We start from the raw sequence: 17475 nt of genomic DNA, 5'->3' as shown, positions 1-17475 counted from the left end.
GGTGAAGAAGGTGGCGGAGGCGCGCAAGGCCCCGCCCGCGCAGGTGGCCCTGGCGTGGCTGTTGTCCAAGCCCGTCGTCACCGCGCCCATCATCGGCGCGACGAAGCCCGAGCACCTGGAGGACGCGGTGAAGGCGGTGACGCTCAAGCTCGCGCCCGAGGAGATCAAGGCGCTGGAGGCCCCCTACAAGCCGCACGAGGTGCGCGGGATGTAGGGCCCGTCACGGCAAGGAGGTGGCCGCGCCCGCTCAGTCCTCCTTCGCGAGCGTGTCCACCTTCTTCTCCAGCGGACGGACCTCCTCGAAGAACGTGTCCATGGAGTGCGCTGGCGCGAGGCGCAGCGCGGGCGGCAGCAGCGAGCGGGGGAACTCCAGCGCCTCGCTGAAGCCCTCGTTGCCCAACAGCTGCGGGACGTTCGTCAGCACCAGCACGCCCACCGACGCGACGGCGAGCCCGCGCACCACGCGCCGGCCGCTCCACCGCGTCACGTAGCGCAGGTGCCAGTACAGCCCCCACCCCACCAGGGCCAGGACGGCCAGCGTCCGCACGAAGCCCAGCCACGCGCCCAGCGAGAAGCTGAAGCCCACGAGCGCGAACAGCGGCGGCACCAGCGCGAAGCCCATCAGCACCATCCCGCCGATGGTGGCGTGCACGCGGAAGTGGAAGCTCCGCCGCGCGATGCGGCTGGCCAGCGACCAGCCCCCCGCCCACAGCAGCGTCAGCCCCAGGGGCAGCACGCTGGAGAGCAGCAGGTCCCCCCAGTCCGTCTTCTGGAACTGGACCAGCCGCTCGGAGATGAAGGACGTGGCGACCAGCGCCTGCATCGTCAGCGCGAAGGCCCGGGGACGCTCGAAGAGCCGCTCGCTGGGGGCGTCCGCGGCTTCGTTGACGACGGTGTCCTCCACCGCGAAGGAGCGCGGACGGAAGCGCAGCACCGTGTCCCCCACGGACACGCGCGCGTCCGGCGTGAGCACCAGCTCATGCACGGGGGTCCAGGGCGTCACGCGGAAGGTGCCGTTGACGCTGCCCACGTCGCGCAGGAGCACCGCGCCGTCCTCGCGCCGCTCCAGGCGCAGGTGCTCGGCGGACACCTTGGGGTCGTCCAGGATGACGTCGTTGCCGTAGCCGCGCCCCACCGTCACGGGCCACGTCTCCAGCCGGTGGCGGGCCTGGACGGCGTCGCCCTCCAACACCTCCAGGAAGATCACTTCGTCCACGACAGGCCCTCCAGGTAGCGCCGCGCCAGCTTGCGCGCGTTGTCCGCGGAGAAGCCGCCCAGCGTGAGGCTGGTGTCCACCCCGTGCGTGGAGGCGTTCAGCGTGGCCGCGCGCAGCACCAGATCATAGAGGCCCGGGAAGCGGCGGTAGGCGCGCAGGCAGATGGCGGCGCGCACCGTGAGGCCCTTCACGTCCACGAACTCAGACTTGCAGCGGAAGTTGGTGACGTCCTCGCGCGTGGCCGGCACCGGATCCGGATCCTGGGAGAAGAGCGTGCTGTAGAGCGCGGAGAAGCGCATCGCGCCCAGCTTCTGGCTCGTCACGTGCTGGTGCAGGTAGGTGACGACGCCCGTGCGGTGGCTGGAGGACAGGAAGATGTCCTCCTCGGAGGAGCACTGGTAGCTGGTCACCGTGTAGGGCGTCTCCGGATCATGCGGCGTGTCGCCCCAGCACTTGAGGAACGGGCTCCAGCGGCCCGGGACGCGGTAGTCGCCCAGCCCCTGCTTCGGCAGCTCCGTGGCCATCAGCCGGTCGGTGATGCGCTGCTGGTTGGCCATCAGCTGCTCCCCCACGGACTTGCGCAGCGCGGCGGCGTCCGGCGGGGCCGGGAGCGCCAGGGTGCGATCCAGCAACTGCCGCGCCTTGGTCACCGGGACGAGGAAGCCCACCTGGTTGCCCATGGTGGCCACGTTGACGCCCACCACGTTGCCCTCGCCGCTGAGCGTGGGCCCGCCGCTCATGCCGGGGTTGATGGCGCCGGAGAAGTGCACGCGCTCGTAGAGGGCATCGCGCACGAGGCCGTTGTAGGTGCCCTCCACGATGGTGGTGCCCAGGTCGCGCGGGTTGCCCATGGCGAACAGGCGCGTGCCCTGCGGCGGTTCGCGATCCTCCAGGCGGAAGAAGTCCGCGACGGGGGCCTCCACCTGGATGATGGCCAGGTCGCTGGCCACGTCCACGGCGAGCAGGCGCACCGGCACCGTCGCGTCGCCCCGGTCCAGCTCCGCCGTGTAGTCCTCCGGGTGGAGCACCACGTCGGAGACGACGTGGTAGTTCGTGAGCGCGTGGCCCTTCTCGCTCACGAAGAACGCGGAGCCGATGGAGGACTTGGTGCCGGAGCGGCGCTCGATGATGCGCACCTGCGAGACGCGGCCCTGGATGCGGCGGAACAGGTCGTGGGTGGCGGGCGGCAGCGACGCCACCGGCAGGGGCGGCACCACCGCGTCCGCGACGCCGGCATCCGGCGCGGGGGAGGTCGGCGGGCCCGGGGGCGTCAGGGGCCCCTGCGCGAGCACGGCGACAAGAAGGAGGGAGAACATGGGCGCGGCACCGTATCCCAGCGCGAGCCGCGCCGGGGGGAGCGTCGCGCGGCCTACGCGGAGGTCGGCCCTTCCTCCTGCCGACGGCGGCGCCAGGCGGTATAGGAGACGAGCAGCGCCCCGGCCAGGGCGCCCGCCAGCGCTCCGGCGAGCCGCTTGGAGATGACGCCCGTCACCGGGGCCTCCATCCGGAAGGTCTCCAGCGAGGCGCGCACCCGGGGGGCCATGGCGTCCCAGCGGGCGGCCGGCGCGCTGACCGTCACCACGGCGTGGCGCCCCTCCGACGCGAGCCCCGTCACCAGCACCGTGCGCACCTGCCCCGCCTCGCGCAGCGTGCCCAGCACCTCCACCCGGGGCACCGGCCCGCCCACGCGGTCCACCCGTTCGGGCGTCAGCGCCACGCCCAGCTCGCGCTGGAAGTGCTGCACCACGGCGGTGGAGAACGCGTCCCGCTCCGACGGGCTGGCGGAGAAGCCACCGTCCACCACGGCGATGAGGAACGTGGCCGCGTCCGGCCCCTCTCCATCCGTCAGCGCCGCGGACAGCGCCCGCGTGCGCGTGACGTCCTCCGACACCGCGCCCGCGTGGGAGCCGGCGTAGCGCTCCCAGCGCGTCATCCGGAACGTGTCCGGAGGACGGAAGCTGTAGCCATCCCGCCGCAGCTCCGTGCCCAGCGCTCCGGACAGCGACAGCCAGACACCGGTGAGGACGGGCAGGAGCACGGAGGCCAGGATACCGTGAAGCGCCCGCGTCGCGGTCCCCCATGCGAAGCCGGTGCGCACCCGCGCGGGGCGTGGGACCGTGCGGCCCGCCGAGCGCTCTGGTTTCAACGTGTGACATCCCGGGCGGGCACCGGCTACGCTCGGCCGCGAGATGACTCCTGCCGTCCGGGCCGACATGGAAGCACGTGCCGACCGCGCCCTGCGCCGGGGTGAGCTGGTGGAAGCCTTCGAGCTGTTCGAGGACCTCTCGCGCGCCTTCCCCCACGAAGAGGCCCTGGCCCTGAAGCTCGCCCACCTGCGCGAATCCCTCCAGCCCCAGGAGCTGCAGCACCTGCGCAACCGCGTGCGGGAGCCCCAGCGGCTCCCGCTGGGGCCGCCGTCCGCCATGCAGGAGGGCGAGCGACTCTTCACCCTGGGCGACTACGTGGGCGCCGCCGCCGCCTACCGCCGCGCGCTCCAGGAACGTCCGGGCAATGAACTGGTCCAGGAACGTCTGGGAGAGCTGTACCGCATGGCCCGCGAGATGCCGGTGCAGTCCCCCACCGACAAGGCCCTGCCGCCCCAGAAGGAGGACCGGCTCCAGGCCCTCCTGGACCGGCTGGCCTCCCGCCGGCGCCTCAAGCGCGACTGAGGGGCGTCCCCCTCGTCCCTGCGAGCGGAGATCCGACGCCGCGCGTGATTCGTGCGTTGCGCACCCTGGAGGTGGCACCTACTATCCGCACCGACGTTGCTGTCATAGTGTCGCCCGCCCCTACTGACACCCACGTCCGACTTTTCCTGGCCCTATGACCCGACCTCTTCGACTCGGAGTCCTCACCGGCGGTGGCGACTGCCCGGGACTCAATGCGCTCATCCGGGGCCTCGTCCGACGGGGCGCCCACGAATTCGGCCACTCGTTCGTCGGCATCGAGAACGGCTTCATGGGGCTGATGGAGCCGGAGCTCGTCCGCCCGCTGGGCGTGGAGGACACGCGCGGCATCCTGCCCAAGGGCGGCACCATCCTGGGCACGTCCAACAAGGCGAACCCGTTCGCCTACCCGGTGCGCGAGGGCGCGGCCTGGGTGGAGCGGGACTTGTCGGACCACGCGGTGCGCCGCTGCGAGGAGCTGGCGCTGGACGGGCTCATCGCCATTGGCGGTGACGGCACGCTGTCCATCGCGCACCGGCTGTCGGAGAAGGGGCTGAAGGTCGTCGGGTGTCCGAAGACCATCGACAATGATCTGTCCGGCACGGATCAGACGTTCGGGTTCGACACCGCGCGGCTCATCGTCACGGAGGCGCTGGACCGGCTGCACTCCACCGCGGAGTCCCACGACCGCGTGATGGTGGTGGAGATCATGGGCCGGCACGCGGGCTTCCTCACGCTGGAGAGCGGCATCGCGGGCGGCGCGGACCTCATCCTCATCCCGGAGATTCCGTACCGCGTGGAGGCGGTGCTGGAGACGCTGCGCCGCCGGGCCACGCGCCGCCGCAGCTTCTCCATCATCGCCATCTCCGAGGGGGCCTACCCGGAGGGCGGCGTGCTGTCGGTGGTGGCGCAGGCGGCGGACATCCCGGGCCGGGGCGTGGTGCGGCTGGGCGGCTCCGGCAAGGTGTGCGCGGATCTGCTCGCCAGCCACATCGACGCGGAGATTCGTGTCACGGTGCTCGGCCACCTGCAGCGCGGTGGCAGCCCGAGCGCGGCGGACCGCGTGCTGGCGACGCGCTACGGCTGCAAGGTGTTGGATCTGGTGCGGGATGGTGATTGGGGGCACATGGTGGCGCTCAGGAACAACGACATCGTCAGCGTTCCCTTGAGCGAGTCGCGCAAGGAGCGCCGGGTGGATCCCCAGGGGGACCTGGTGCGTTTCGCGCGGAGCATGGGCATCGGTTTCGGGGACTGAGGGAGGAAGCGCACCACGCCATGTCGCTCGTCGGCCGCCATATCGGTCGCTATCGCATCCTGGAGGAGCTGGGCTCCGGGGGCATGAGCGTCGTGTACAAGGGGCTCGACACCGCCCTGGACCGCGAGGTCGCGGTGAAGGTGCTGCACCCGCACCTGGCCGGCAAGGACGAGTCCCGGCGCAGGCTTGCCCGCGAGGCGCGCGCCGTCGCGAAGCTGCACCATCCGAACATCCTGGAGGTCTTCGACTTCTCGTCGGCGGAGGCGCACGACGCCTTCATCGTCACGGAGTACATCCGGGGCCGCACGCTCAAGACGTACCTGGATGACGGTCCCATGGAGCCGCCGGAGCTGGCGGCGATGATCATCCACGAGCTGGCGGCGGCGCTGGCGCACGCGCACGAAGCGGGCGTCATCCACCGCGACCTCAAGCCAGAGAACGTCATGGTGCGCGAGGACGGGGTCCTCAAGCTCATGGACTTCGGCATCGCGCGGCTCCTGGACATCGAGGACCGGATGACGGTGACGGGCGCGCTGGTGGGCTCACCCGCGCACATGTCGCCGGAGATCATCGAAGGCCTGGAGGCCGGGCCGGAGGCGGACGTCTTCAGCCTGGGCATCATGTTCTACGCGCTGATGACGGGCCGGCTGCCGTTCACCGCGTCCAACACCACCGCGACGCTCAAGCGCATCCTGGACGGGACGTACGAGGATCCGCGCCGCCGCGTGCCCGCGCTGTCGGACGAGCTGGCGGAGATCTGCGCGACGTGCCTCCAGCGGGATCCGCAGCGGCGCTACCCCAACGCGGGCAAGCTGCGCGACGCGCTGGCGGACGCGCTGGCGGGGCTGGGCTTCTCCCGCGTGGGCGAGGAGCTGATCTCCTTCTTCGCGGATCCGCCGTCGTACCAGCGGCTCGCGCGCCAGCGCATCGTCGCGGCGCTGCTGGAGCGCGGGGAGCGGCAGCTCCAGGAGAAGCGGACGCCTCGCGCGCTGGCGTGCCTCAACCACGTGCTCGCGCTGGACGCGACGAACGAGCGGGCCCTGGGGCTGCTCAAGGGCATCCAGCGCCAGCAGCGGCGGCGGACGTGGCGGCGGCGGGGGCTGAGAGCGGGCATCGGGGTGGGCCTGGCGATCGCGCTGGGCCTGGGCGGGTGGCAGTGGAACCGCGCGCGACAGGAGGCCGGTGCACGGGCCCCGGCCGAGCACGCGGGCACTGGAGGAGTCGTCGCGGGCGGTGCGTCTGGCACGCCCAACGGTGCTGCCGGAGCGGGCGCGTCTGACGGTTCTCAGCAGGTCGCGGGCGGCCCGAACGCACCCGGCGGATCGCGGGTCGCGGGCGGCCCCGCGGGTGCTCCCAGCGGTGCGCAGGCCGGAGGCGGCCCCACCGGCCCTCTACCGGGGTCGGACCTCACGGGCAGGACTGGCGAAGCGCGGGACCCGAACGCTCCGGCGACACCGGGACGCGACGCCGTCGCGCCGTCCCCTCCGGATTCCACGCCCCGCGCGCCGAACGGCGCCGCCGTCGCGGAGCGCCCCACCGGTACGCTCCCCTCCTCCACCGAGCGAAGTCCGCGCCAGCCCCTGGTCGCGAGCCTCGACGCCACGGACGACACCGCGGCGAAGAGCGCCCGCGCGGGTCGGCTCCCGGTGTCCATCCTCGTGCGCCCCTACGGCTCCATCCGCGTGGACGGAGGCCCGGCCAGCCCCCAGCAGCTCGCGCAGCACGACGTGCTCGTGGCGCCGGGGCCGCACACCATCATCGTCTCCTGTAGCTACTGCGAGGACTCGACGGAGACCATCGACGTGAAGGCGGAGGGCGAGAACGTCTTCCGCCTGCGCGCCCTGCTCAAGCCCTCGCAGCTCACCCTGGACTACCAGCCGCCGGACGCCATCGTGCGCGTGGGCGACGAGGAGAAGACCGCGCGCGACAGCGTCCAGCAGCCCTTCGACATCCGCTCCCCCCGGGGCCCCGCCAGCTTCCAGCACCGCGTGGAGGTGGAGATCTCCTCGCCCGGGTACAGGACGGAGAAGCGCGTCGTGCTGCTGGAGCCGGGCAAGCCCACCACCCTTCGCGGGAGCCTGGCGCCCGAATGAGCCGTGGCCCGCTGCGCATCCTGCTGCTCGTGCTGGCCCTCTTGGGTCCCGCCTTCGCGCGCGCGCAGGCGCCCAGCGCGGATCCGGAGGTCGCCGCCCTGCGCTCGTCCTTCGAATACGGCAAGTACGCGGAGGTGCTGGAGCGCGCGGGACAGCGCATCGACCGGGGCGACCTGCCGGAGGAGGACCTCGTGGAGCTGCACAAGCTCGCGGGCCTGTCCGCCTTCAACCTGAACCGCACCGAGGAAGCCGAGCGCCACCTGCGCGCCGTGCTCCGCCTGGATCCCGACTTCAGCCTGGACCCCTTCGTCGTCCCGCCCCCGGCCGTCGCCTTCTTCGAGGACCTGAAGAACCAGATGGCCGGCGAGCGCGAGTTCCTCCGCCAGGAGCAGCGCCTGCGCCTGGAGCGCGAGAAGGCGGAGGCCGAGCGCCGCGAGCAGGAGCGCGTCGCCCTGGAGACCCAGCGCCGCCGCGCGGAGGAGCTGGCCCGCCAGGTCACGGTGCGCACCGTGGAGAAGCGCAACTTCCTGGTCAACTTCGTCCCGTTCGGCGCGGGTCAGTTCCAGCAGGGCCGCAACAGCATGGGCATCGTCTTCGCGGCCACCGAGGGCGCGCTCGCCATCACCAGCATCATCGCGTTCTTCGCGTACGACTCGCTCTTCGAGGAGCGGTTCATCACGCTGGACAACGTCCTGGACGAGGACGGCCGCGCCTCCATCCCGGTGCGCTTCATCCCCACCGACCGCGCCCGGCAGGCGGACACCTGGCAGTTGCTGAAGCTGGCGTCCGCCACCGGCTTCTACACCGTGTACACGCTGGGCGTGGTGGACGCCGTCTACCACCACGAGGATCAGGTGGTGACCAGCACCACCGTGGAATCCCGCCCCGAACCGAAGCCTCCCGCAGTCTCCATGGTCCCGCCCCCGCGCCTGCGGCTCTACTCCACCCGGGGTGGGCTGGGCGCCGGCCTCACCCTCACGTTCTAGCCCCGGACACCCTCCCGCCCATGGCCAGCCTCACCGTCCGCACCCCCGATGGAAAGGTCCGCACGGTCTCCCTGCTCAAGCGCATCACCAGCCTGGGGCGGGGACCCGACAACGACGTGCCCCTGGAGGACTCCGCCGTTCCTCCCAACGCGCTGCACGTCACCTACGACGGCACCCGCTACGAGGTGGGCAGCCTGGGCGCCACCTTCCACGTCAACGGCAAGCGGCGCGACAACCACGCGCTGTCCACCGGCGACGTGGTCAAGGTGGGCGGCACGGAGCTCACCTTCTCCCGCGAGGACGCCCCGCGCGAGTCCGTGCGCCGTGAAGTCCCCGAGCGCGAGGTGTCCCTCTCCGTGGCCTCCGCCCAGTCGTCGGATTCGCACACGTCCGAGCTGCCCGGCGTGGCGGGCCGGGAGCTGGTGCTGCTCAAGCGGCTGACCGCCTTCAGCGAGCGGCTGTCCGGCACCTACGACGTGGACCGCATCCTGGAGAGCCTGCTGGACGAGGCCATCGAGGTGACGCGCGCCGACAAGGGCTTCCTCATCCTGATGGAGAGCGGCGAGCCGCGCGTGAAGGCCGCGCGCAACGTGGCGCGGGAGAACATCGAGGACGCGGTGGAGAAGCTGTCCGACTCCATCATCGCCAAGGTGGTGAAGGACCAGCGCGCCATCATCGTCGCGGACGCGCTGGACGCGCCGGAGTTCAAGGCCAGCGAGTCGGTGGTGAACCTCAAGGTCCACTCCGTCATGTGCGTGCCCGTCATGCACAAGGGCGACCTGTTCGGCGTGCTCTACGTGGGCAATGACCGGCTGGTGAACCGCTTCGAACCCAAGAGTCTGGACATGCTCACGGTGTTCGCGGCGCAGGCGTCCCTGCTGTTGCAGAACGCGCTGCTCGTCAACGATCTGAAGCTGGACAACACGGAGCTGCGCCGCAAGCTGGAGGACCAGCGCTACGGCGACATCGTGGGCGCGTGCCAGGGCATGCGGGACGTGTACAAGCGCATCGACAAGATCGCGCCCACGGACATCTCCGTGCTCATCACCGGCGAGACGGGCACCGGCAAGGAGCTCATCGCCCGGGAGATCCACCGCCGCTCGCCGCGCACCAAGGGCCCCTTCATCACGGTGAACTGCGGCGCCATCCCGGAGAACCTGCTGGAGAGCGAGCTGTTCGGCCACGCCAAGGGCGCCTTCACCGGCGCGGTGGCCACCCGGCCCGGCAAGTTCCAGGCGGCCATCGGCGGCACGCTCTTCCTGGACGAAATCGGGGAGATGCCGCTCCAGCTCCAGGTGAAGCTGCTGCGCGCCCTCCAGGACAAGATCGTCTACAAGGTCGGGGAGAACCGCGGCGAACCGGTGGACATCCGCGTGGTGGCCGCGACGAACAAGATTCTGGAGGAAGAGGTCAAGCGCAACGCGTTCCGCGAGGACCTCTACTACCGGCTCAACGTCGTCACCGTGAAGCTGCCGCCCCTGCGCGAGCGCGGCGAGGACGTCATCGTCCTGGGCCGCTTCTTCCTGCAGAAGTATTCGCGCGAGTTCAACGCCAAGGCGCGCGGCTTCACGCCCGCGGCCGCCGTGGCGATGAAGAAGTACGGCTGGCCGGGCAACATCCGCGAGCTGGAGAACCGCCTGAAGAAGGCGGTGGTGCTGGCGGACAAGCCGCTGCTGGGCGCGGACGACCTGGACCTCAAGCCGGAGAACCTGGAGCCCATCATGCCGCTGCTCCAGGCGAAGGAGGAGTTCCAGAAGCGCTACATCAACGAGGTGCTGGCCCGGAACAACGGCAACCGCACCAAGACGGCCAAGGACCTGGGCGTGGATCCGCGCACCATCTTCCGCCACCTGGAGAAGCTGGAGGCGGAGAAGACGGGCCGGCCCCTGCCCCCCGAGGAGGGCGAGGAACTGCTGTAGGCTCAAGGCCCCTCCTCCGCCATGCCTCCCCACGCGACGCGAAAGCCCCGGGGCATCCTCAAGCCGCTCCTGGCCGGCGTGGGCGCAGCCTCGCTCGCGGTGGGCTCCGGCTGCCTCATCCCGCAGGACGAAGCGCTGCTGGAGGGCGTGCCGCAGTTCAAGAACCGGCCGCCGCGCATCGTGGAGGAGCAGGTGGAGCCCTCCGAGCGCATCCTGCGCGCCTTCGGCGTGGGCACCTGCACGCAGGACTTCGGCGTGGTGGTGGAGGATCCGGACGTGGACGACCGCATCACGGTGGAGTGGTACGTGGACTACAACCCGTCCGACCCCGTGGGCTCCTACCGGCAGATCGTCCTCGCCAACACCGGCCAGCCCCGCCGCGATGATCGGGGCACGCTGCACATGGATCTGCGGTCCGCCAACAACCCGCTGGCCACGCCGGGCATCCACCTGGTGGAGGCGCTGGTGACGGACCGGAGCCTCACCAACCGGCAGCCGGATCCCCCCGAGGAGGTGTTCCTCGCGGACGGCGGGCTGGTGAAGAACCCGGGCTTCGTCACCTCGTACTCGTGGGTGGTGAACACCGTGGCGGGGGACTGCCAGTGAGGCGCGCGCTCCGGACCCTGGCCCTGGCGCTGTGGGTGTCGGGCGCCGGGTGTGCCTTCCTGGACGAGGACGAGCCGCCGGTCCAACTGGTGTGCCGCTCCGACGCGGAGTGCGCCGGAGGCCAGGTGTGCTTCGTGGACGGCTGCGGCAACCCGGGCGGCGACATCGTCGTGGAGGTGCAGGCCCACCCCCGGGCGGGGCTGCACGCGCAGGACTTCCCGGTGGACCGGCTGCGCCCGGAGCAGAACCTGGAGCTGTTCAGCCCCGTGAGCCTGCGTGGCCAGGTGTCGCGCGGCGCGGCCCCCACCCCGGACGGAGGCACCGCGCCGGCCGCCTACCGCGCCCCCATCCACCTGCTCGCCACAGGGGAGAGCCGCCTCATCCCGGGCGTCGCGCGGCGGTATGAGGCGACGCTCGTCCCGGACGACGGCGCGTGGACGCTGCCCGTGGGCAGCGGCGACTACACGGTGACGCTCACCCCGTTGGATCCCACCGTGCCCCCGCTCCTGCGCACCACGTCGGTGGACCCGGGCACCGGCGGACAGGTGGCGTTCGAGCTGCCCGCGCCCACGCGGCTCGCCTCGCTCACGGGGACGGTGGTGCTCCAGGGCACCCGGCGCGTGGACGCGGACCTGGAGGTGCAGGCGCTGGATGAGCTGCTGCGTCCCCTGTCCCAGCGCGCGCGCATCCACCGGGCCACGGGGGCGTTCCAGCTGGCGCTCAGCCTGGAGGACGCGACGCGCCCCACGGTGCTCCTGCGCGTGTCGCCGGTGAACGCCGGGGACCTGCTGCCCCGGAAGACCTTCGTGGTGGATCCCTCCGCCGGCCCCACCGCCCCGCTGGAGCTGGGGGACCCGGGGGCGCCGGTGCGCGTGGAGGGCCGCGTGCTGAAGGGCGAACGCGCGGTGCCCATCGCCGGGGCGCGCGTGTCGCTCCAGGGCCGGGTGAACGGCGGCGGCACCTTCCAGGGCGTGCCGGTGCTGACCGACAAGGACGGCCGCTTCCAGCTGGTGTCCCTGCCCGGCCCGCCGGACGGCCCGCTCACGCTCGTCATCGTCCCGCCGCCGACCTCGGCCGCGCGCCTCACGCTCCAGCCGGTGACCGTCAACGCCCAGGACACCGTCCTGCCGGACGTGACGTGCCCCTCGCGCATGCGGGTGGAGGGGACCGTGCGGCAGCCCGACAGCAGCAGCCCCGCGTCGGGCGTGCGCATCGTGGTGGAGCCGGTGGGCGCCCTGTCCGGCTGGCCCCAGCCGCCCATGGGCTTCGAGTCCCCCTACACCACCGACGCCCTGGGGGGCTTCCAACTGGCGTTGGATCCCGGCGAGTACCGGCTGGACTTCCTGCCCGGGGAGAACCTGCCGCGCGTCAGCCGCTTCGTCACCGTGCCGCCCCGGACGCAGGAGGCGGAGCGGCTGGAGCTGGTGCCCTTCACGCTGTCGCGGGGGCGCTCGCTGAGCGGGCGCATCACCCTGCCCCCGGATCCCGCGCTGGCGCCGGACGGCATCGCGGCGAACGCGTCCGTGCGCTTCTTCCGCGTGGTGACGGTGGCGGGCCGCCCCGCGTCACTGCTGCTGGCGCAGACGGTGTCCGACAGCACGGGGCGCTACTCCACCGTGCTGCCCACGCGCTGACGGAGGCTTCAGGGCTGCGTGTGGGTATTGCGTCGCGCGGCGTCGAAGGCGGCGTGCAGCGCGTCCACCGCGCCGCCCACCTCGCCCGCGTACTGCACCGCGTGGATGGTGTAGTGGTCCTGCACCTTGCCGAGCTGCTTGTACACGGCGCGCAGCTCCTTCCGGGCCGGATCGCGCGAGTCCAGGGCGCACTCGGATTCGGACTTGCGCAGGCGCGTGAGCCATTCGGAGCGGAAGCGCATCCACTCCTGGTCGACCTTGCGCGCGGGCAGCACGTGCACGAGCTTCTCGCGCTCGGCCTCCAGGTTGCGCCAGTGCCCATCCGCGGCGTCCAGACACTCGCGCACGGTGAGCGGCGGCGTCACGGCCGGGGGGCGCGCGGGCGTCATCGCCGCCACGGAGTGCCCCACGTTCCAGATCATCCACAGCGAGAACAGCGTGGACAGCGTGATGTGGACCCCGTACGCGGCGCCACGGAAGCGGCGGAAGCGGGGGTCTTTCCGGGGTTCGGGAGCGGACACGGGGTCCAGGTCTTACGACCCTGGACCCCGGGTGGCAATGCTTCCGTTTCGCGCCGTCCGGGGGAGGACCCAACCCCCCGGGGCGGCCACGGGAATTCCGGTTACTGGCCCGCGGGGGCGGCGGTCTGCGCGGCCGGAGCCACACCGGGGACACCGGCGGGCGGCGCGGCGTCACCACCGGAGGCGGCGCGCTTGGCGGACGAGAGGCGACCGCGGAACTGCGACAGGTACTGGGTGGCCGGGTACGTGGCCAGCGCGTCGCGCACCGTGTCCGCCGCCTTATCGTACGCGCCCGTCTCCTGGTACGACTGGGCGAGCAGCAGCATGGCGTAGTCGCGCGTCTTGGACTTCTTGTCGCCGTCCACGAAGCGGGCCAGCAGCGGCACCGCCTTGTCGTGCTGGCGCAGCTGGTTGTACGCCGTGCCCAGGAAGAAGGACGCGTCCAGCGCGTCCGCCTCCGCGGGGTTCATGGCGAGGAAGCGCGACAGGTCCGACACCACCGCGTTCATCTCATTGCGGCGGAAGGCCAGCTTGCCGCGCTCGAAGGCGGCGTCGCCCGTCTCACGGCGCAGGGCGGCGGCGCGATCATTGAGGGCCTGGCGCTCCAGCGACGACAGCCGCTGCGTGTCCAGCTTCACCAGCGCGTCGATGCCCTTGAGGCGCTCGTCCCCGGGCAGCGTCGTCATCATCTTGTAGACCTCACCCGCGGCGCGCTGGGCCGTCAGGTGCGCGGTGGCGTCGCCGCGCTGCTTCTCCAACTGGGTGCTCAGGTCCGAGACCTGCTTCTCCAGGCGCTCGCGCTCGTTGGTGGAGCTGGAGCTGCGCGCGCCGCTGACCAGCACCGCGCCACCGACCGCCAGGATCGCGAACAGCGCGTAGGCCACGGCCGAGGAGATCCACTGCCGCTTCTGGAAGTCCTCGTGACGCTTGCCGACCGCCTTCACCTCCGCGTGGAGGTTCTTCAGCAGGTTGTCCGTCTTGATGACGAGGTTGCGCGATTCGATGACTTCACGACGGAGCTCGGAGAGCTCCTTGTCGAGGTCAGTCTTCGGCGATTCAGAGGGGGGCATGGACATCTTCCTGGGACCGGTAATGACTTCGGCCGACTCACGCATGCTAGGGGACTCTCCTGGATGAGGGGCGGGTTCTTTTTCCGCTCCCCAACAGAGTTCGCCGCCAGCGTCATTCCCCGACCGCCTGGATGCCTGCGCGCCTGCCTGCCCAGATCACCACGGCCCGTGAAGGCCTAGAAGGTCGGAAGGGGGCGGGACGGATCCGGTGGGAACGTATAAGTCACGCCCAGCGAGAACCAGTTGCCGCCGCTGCTGAAGCTGAAGGGGCCCTTGAAGCGCGCCGTGTCCTGCGACTCCACCGGGCCGCGCAGGAACATGAGGCGGTATTCGGCGGTGATGCCCCACTTCGCGGACAGTCGCAGCGTGGCGCCGAGCGACCCCACCCAGGCCTGGGCCACGTTCTCCTGGAGGGCCGAGCCCTCGCGCTGCGAGGAGATGACGGTGGGCCCGGTGTGCAGGCCCACGAAGGGCACCAGCCCCTGCGGTCCGACGTCCAGCACGCCCTGGAAGCGCAGGCCCACGAGCAGGCCGTACGCCAGCGTGGTCACCTTGCGCGACACGGTGGTGCCATCCCCCTGCCCCTCCGTCAGGCGCAGGTTCTGCGTCGTGCCGACGAGGTCCAGCCCCAGCTCCACCAGGTCCGACACCGCGTACGCGAACGTCAGCGCGCCCACCGGGGCCCCGCTGGATTCCGGCGCGCGCTCCAGGCCCGCGCCCGGTCCCTTGGGGCCGTACCAGGATTCGTAGAGCGTGGCGTTGGAGGTCAGCCGGTAACCGGCCTGCACGGTGATGCGGCCCACGCCGTCCAGGGACGTGGGCGCGTCCCCGTCCGCATCATCCTGGGCGAAGGCGGGCGCGGCGATGAGGGCGAACAGCAAGGGTGCGCGGCGGAGCATCACGGAGGAGGACACGCATCTTTCTGCCGGAGTGACAGGCTCGGCCCGGTGCTACAGGCGTGTGGCGCACCGTAGCCCCGCGCCCCCCCGCGTCAACATTCCGGCCCCTTGGCGGGGACGCGCGCGACAGGAAAAAATGAGGCGTGTCGATCCTCGCGCCCCTCGTTCGACGCATCTTTGAAACGACGTGAACCCCGCGGGGGGGACAGCCCTCCCGCCCACAGGAGAGACCCACATGCGATTCATGATGATCGTGAAGGCCAGCGCGGACAGCGAAGCCGGCAAGCTCCCCTCCACCGAGGAGCTGGAGGCCATGGGGAAGTACAACGAGGAGCTGGTGAAGGCCGGCATCCTGCTCGCCGGCGAGGGCCTCCATGGCACCTCCAAGGGAGCGAGGGTGCGCTTCTCCGGCAAGCAGACGACCGTGGTGGACGGCCCGTTCACGGAGACGAAGGAGCTGGTGGCCGGCTTCTGGATCATCGAGGTGAAGTCGAAGGCGGAGGCCATCGCCTGGGCGCGGCGCGTCCCCTTCGTGGAGGGGGAGATCGAAGTCCGCCAGGTGGCCTCCGCGGAGGACTTCGCGGCGAGCGACCCCACCGGCGAGCTCATGGCGAAGGAGGAGCAGCTGCGCGCGCAGGTGGAGCAGCGCGCGAAGGCCTGAGCCCACCCCGCGCCGCGCTTCAGCGGGCGCGGCGCTCCAGCTCCAGCAGGGGCATCTCCAGCACCACCACCGTGCCGTGCGTGCACGGTGGGGTGAAGTCCGCGCGGTCCAGCTCTCCCAGGAGCGCGCGCAGCTGCGCGTCGGTGAGCGGCGTGGACGAGGCGCGGCGCGCGGCGTGACAGGCCATCACGCGCACGGCCTCCGCGAGGCTCGTGACGTCCAGCGGGGCGCTGCGAGGGGGCAGCGCGCGCGACAGGGCCTCCAGGAGCGCGCGCGGATCCACGCCCTCCAGGCCCGGGGGCACCGACTTGAGCGCGATGGCGGTGCCGCCAAAGGGCTCCAGGTCCACGCCCAGCAGGAGCAGCGCTTCGCGGCCCTCCACCAGCGACTTCACCGCCGCCAATGACAGCTCCACCGTGGTGCCGAACAGCGAAGGCGGCGGAGCCTTGGCCCCGTCGTCCAGCCGGCGCAGGTACGCGGTGAGGCGGGCGCGCTCCAGCGCGGCGTGCGGATCCAGCACCACCAGCGTGCCGCCGGGGCCTTCGCAGACGTGGAAGCGGCTGCCCAGCAGGCCCATGGGGCGCAGCGCGGCGAAGTAGCCCGGAGGCGGCGCTTCGTTGAGCTGGGGCTGCGCTTCACCGAACGCGGGCGAGCGGCCGGGCATCACAGGGCCCTGGAACGGACCCGGCCCCGCGCCTCCACCGGGAGGGGCGAAGTAGGACGGGCTCAGCGGTCGCCCGGGCTGCGAGGGCCCCGGTCCATCCATCGCCGTGGGCAGCGGCGCGCCCCAGGTGGCCTCCTGCGCGCGGGTGAGGAAGCGCTCCACGGCGTGCGCGTAGTGCGCGGCGTCGCGGGGCGGGGGGTTGGCGGCCTGCTGTTCGGGGGTGCCCAGCCAGGGGGACGCGCGGAGGACCCGGGTGAGCGCGGCGCTCACCGCGTCCTGCACGCCCCGGGCGTCGGCGAAGCGCACCTCCTGCTTCTGCGGGTGCACGTTGACGTCCACCGCGCGGGGCTCCACGTCGATGTGCAGCACCACCACCGGCTGGCGGCCCGCGGGCAGGAAGTCCTGGAACGCGCGCTGCACGGTGCTGATGAGGCCCCGGTCGCGGATGTAGCGGCGGTTGACGAAGGTGTAGAGGCCGCGCGCGTTGGGCAGCGTGTACTCCGGCGAGGCCAGGTAGCCCGTCACGCTCACGCCCAGCCGCCGCTCCTCCACCGGGAACAGGTGCGCGAAGGACGCGGGGCCCAGCGCCGCGGCGATGCGCTCGCGCGGATCATGTTCGCTGGCGGGGCTGGCGAACAGCTCGTGGCCCTCGTGGGTGGCGAAGAAGCCGACCTCCGGGTGCGCGAGCGCCAGGCGCACCACGGACTCCTCGCAGTGCTTGAGCTCGGTGGCGCCCTGCCGCATGAACTTGCGGCGCGCCGGCACGTTGAAGAACAGGTCCTCCACCGTGATGACGGTGCCCACGCGCGGCGGCGCGTCCTCCACCGCGGCCGGCCCTCCGCCCTCCACATGGATTTTCGTGCCCTCGTGCGCTTCGGGCTCCGCGGTGTGCAGCGTGAAGCGGGACACGGAGGCGATGGCGGGGATGGCCTCGCCCCGGAACCCCATGGAGTCGATGTGGAACAGGTCGTCCAGTTCGCGCAGCTTGCTGGTCGCGTGGCGCTCCAGGCAGAGCGTGGCGTCCTCGCGGTTCATCCCGTGCCCGTCGTCGGAGATGGTGATGCGGCCCACGCCGCCGCCCTCCAGCTCCACGCGCACGGTGCGAGCGCCCGCGTCGAGCGAGTTCTCACACAGCTCCTTCACCACCGAGGCGGGGCGTTCCACCACCTCGCCGGCGGCGATCTTGTTGATGAGCACGTCGCTCAGGCGCGCGATTCGGGACATGACGGTTTTCGACCCTCCGCCACCTGGATGACGTTGTCCAGAACATCACGGGCACACCCGG

16 protein-coding genes are annotated in these 17475 nt (G+C 71.7%); 9 read left to right on the top strand and 7 right to left on the bottom strand.

All coding sequences use genetic code 11. The features are described 5' to 3' along the window. Positions 1-214 (top strand): aldo/keto reductase (locus tag OV207_RS26045; protein ID WP_267557798.1); only part of this gene is annotated, 214 nt, incomplete at its 5' end. A 33-nt stretch (positions 215-247) separates the two neighbouring features. Here the strand turns inward: OV207_RS26045 and OV207_RS26040 are convergent. Genes OV207_RS26040 through OV207_RS26030 form a run of 3 tightly spaced genes read right to left on the bottom strand, consistent with a single transcriptional unit; the run spans position 248 to position 3254 of the window. Further along, positions 248-1216, bottom strand: coding sequence for an FHA domain-containing protein (locus OV207_RS26040; RefSeq protein ID WP_267557797.1), 969 nt, complete (start codon positions 1214-1216; stop codon positions 248-250). Then, on the bottom strand, positions 1204-2532 hold the full coding sequence (locus OV207_RS26035) for a S1C family serine protease (protein ID WP_267557796.1): 1329 nt from the start codon (positions 2530-2532) through the stop codon (positions 1204-1206). Before OV207_RS26035 ends, OV207_RS26040 begins: the two co-directional genes overlap by 13 nt. A gap of 53 nt (positions 2533-2585) precedes the next feature. After that, positions 2586-3254: a hypothetical protein gene (locus tag OV207_RS26030; RefSeq protein WP_193348706.1), complete on the bottom strand. Its 669-nt coding sequence runs from the start codon at positions 3252-3254 to the stop codon at positions 2586-2588. Positions 3255-3405: 151 nt separating this feature from the next. Between OV207_RS26030 and OV207_RS26025 the strand changes: the two genes are divergently transcribed. From OV207_RS26025 to OV207_RS25995, 7 genes are all read left to right on the top strand, one after another. Further along, a complete protein-coding gene (locus OV207_RS26025) occupies positions 3406-3885 on the top strand; it encodes a hypothetical protein (protein ID WP_193348705.1) in 480 nt (159 codons plus the stop codon). Between the two features lie 154 nt (positions 3886-4039). Continuing rightward, entirely contained in the window at positions 4040-5137 is a 1098-nt protein-coding gene (locus tag OV207_RS26020) for a 6-phosphofructokinase (RefSeq protein ID WP_267557794.1), read from the top strand. 20 nt (positions 5138-5157) lie between these two features. Then, entirely contained in the window at positions 5158-7230 is a 2073-nt protein-coding gene (locus OV207_RS26015; RefSeq protein WP_267557792.1) for a serine/threonine-protein kinase, read from the top strand. Next, complete coding sequence (locus tag OV207_RS26010; protein WP_193348702.1) at positions 7227-8216, top strand: tetratricopeptide repeat protein; 990 nt, start codon at positions 7227-7229, stop codon at positions 8214-8216. Before OV207_RS26015 ends, OV207_RS26010 begins: the two co-directional genes overlap by 4 nt. A gap of 20 nt (positions 8217-8236) precedes the next feature. Continuing rightward, a complete protein-coding gene (locus tag OV207_RS26005) occupies positions 8237-10135 on the top strand; it encodes a sigma 54-interacting transcriptional regulator (RefSeq protein ID WP_267557791.1) in 1899 nt (632 codons plus the stop codon). 21 nt (positions 10136-10156) lie between these two features. Then, positions 10157-10741 (top strand): hypothetical protein, encoded by a 585-nt coding sequence (locus OV207_RS26000; RefSeq protein ID WP_193348700.1) that lies wholly within the window; start codon positions 10157-10159, stop codon positions 10739-10741. Further along, on the top strand, positions 10738-12375 hold the full coding sequence (locus tag OV207_RS25995; RefSeq protein WP_267557790.1) for a carboxypeptidase regulatory-like domain-containing protein: 1638 nt from the start codon (positions 10738-10740) through the stop codon (positions 12373-12375). Before OV207_RS26000 ends, OV207_RS25995 begins: the two co-directional genes overlap by 4 nt. Before the next feature lie 8 nt (positions 12376-12383). Here OV207_RS25995 and OV207_RS25990 read toward each other — a convergent pair whose 3' ends face one another. The 3 genes from OV207_RS25990 to OV207_RS25980 all read right to left on the bottom strand — a co-directional run bounded on the left by OV207_RS25990 (position 12384) and on the right by OV207_RS25980 (position 14880). Continuing rightward, entirely contained in the window at positions 12384-12896 is a 513-nt protein-coding gene (locus tag OV207_RS25990) for a hypothetical protein (RefSeq protein ID WP_267557789.1), read from the bottom strand. Positions 12897-12997: 101 nt separating this feature from the next. Further along, positions 12998-13966 (bottom strand): tetratricopeptide repeat protein, encoded by a 969-nt coding sequence (locus OV207_RS25985; RefSeq protein ID WP_227027182.1) that lies wholly within the window; start codon positions 13964-13966, stop codon positions 12998-13000. A 176-nt stretch (positions 13967-14142) separates the two neighbouring features. Further along, complete coding sequence (locus tag OV207_RS25980; RefSeq protein WP_267557788.1) at positions 14143-14880, bottom strand: hypothetical protein; 738 nt, start codon at positions 14878-14880, stop codon at positions 14143-14145. Positions 14881-15100: 220 nt separating this feature from the next. On the opposite strand from OV207_RS25980, the gene OV207_RS25975 reads away from it, so the two are divergent. Continuing rightward, complete coding sequence (locus OV207_RS25975) at positions 15101-15526, top strand: YciI family protein (RefSeq protein ID WP_193348696.1); 426 nt, start codon at positions 15101-15103, stop codon at positions 15524-15526. A 19-nt stretch (positions 15527-15545) separates the two neighbouring features. On the opposite strand, the gene mutL is transcribed toward OV207_RS25975, so the two are convergent. Then, a complete protein-coding gene (gene mutL, locus OV207_RS25970) occupies positions 15546-17414 on the bottom strand; it encodes a DNA mismatch repair endonuclease MutL (RefSeq protein WP_193348695.1) in 1869 nt (622 codons plus the stop codon). Positions 17415-17475: the final 61 nt, after the last annotated feature.

The sequence above is a fragment of the Corallococcus sp. BB11-1 genome (genome assembly GCF_026626625.1).
Taxonomy (GTDB): domain Bacteria; phylum Myxococcota; class Myxococcia; order Myxococcales; family Myxococcaceae; genus Corallococcus; species Corallococcus soli.
Note: the sequence above shows the minus strand (reverse complement) of the source record. Positions and strands in the feature narration are given on the sequence as shown.